The sequence below is a fragment of the Colwellia echini genome (genome assembly GCF_002843355.2).
GTDB classification, from domain to species: Bacteria; Pseudomonadota; Gammaproteobacteria; order Enterobacterales; family Alteromonadaceae; genus Colwellia; species Colwellia echini.
Genome location: NZ_PJAI02000103.1, coordinates 1 through 492 on the forward strand (window position 1 = coordinate 1; position 492 = coordinate 492).

Consider the following 492-nt stretch of genomic DNA (forward strand, 5'->3'; position numbering starts at 1 on the left):
TTTAATGTGGCTCCCCAAACTGGGCTCGAACCAGTGACACATGGATTAACAGTCCATCGCTCTACCAACTGAGCTATTGGGGAATAAACTTTTTTAACTTCTGTTTATTATGAAGTTTAATGTGGCTCCCCAAACTGGGCTCGAACCAGTGACACATGGATTAACAGTCCATCGCTCTACCAACTGAGCTATTGGGGAATTATTCGTTTTGTTTATTAATTGGTGTTAATAAACGCATAATTGATACTTGGTTATTAAATGATGATATGCGTTACCATATTATATTTAATTATCAATCACGCTGTAATGTGGCTCCCCAAACTGGGTTCGGAAAACCAATCAGTGACACATGCTATTTATTATAGACAGTACAGTTCATCGCTCTACTACTCTAGCATCTATCGCTATTTAATGTGGCTCCCCAAACTGGGCTCGAACCAGTGACACATGGATTAACAGTCCATCGCTCTACCAACTGAGCTATTGGGGAAT

Annotated in this window: 3 tRNA genes; all 3 read right to left on the minus strand. The window is 40.2% G+C overall.

The window, feature by feature from the left end:
* Nucleotides 1–7: 7 nt before the first annotated feature.
* The 3 genes from CWS31_RS17425 to CWS31_RS17435 all read right to left on the minus strand — a co-directional run bounded on the left by CWS31_RS17425 (nt 8) and on the right by CWS31_RS17435 (nt 490).
* Nucleotides 8–83: transfer RNA gene (locus CWS31_RS17425), tRNA-Asn, on the minus strand.
* Between the two features lie 39 nt (nt 84–122).
* Nucleotides 123–198: transfer RNA gene (locus CWS31_RS17430), tRNA-Asn, on the minus strand.
* 216 nt (nt 199–414) lie between these two features.
* Nucleotides 415–490 (minus strand) — tRNA-Asn (locus tag CWS31_RS17435).
* Between the last annotated feature and the right edge of the window lie 2 nt (nt 491–492).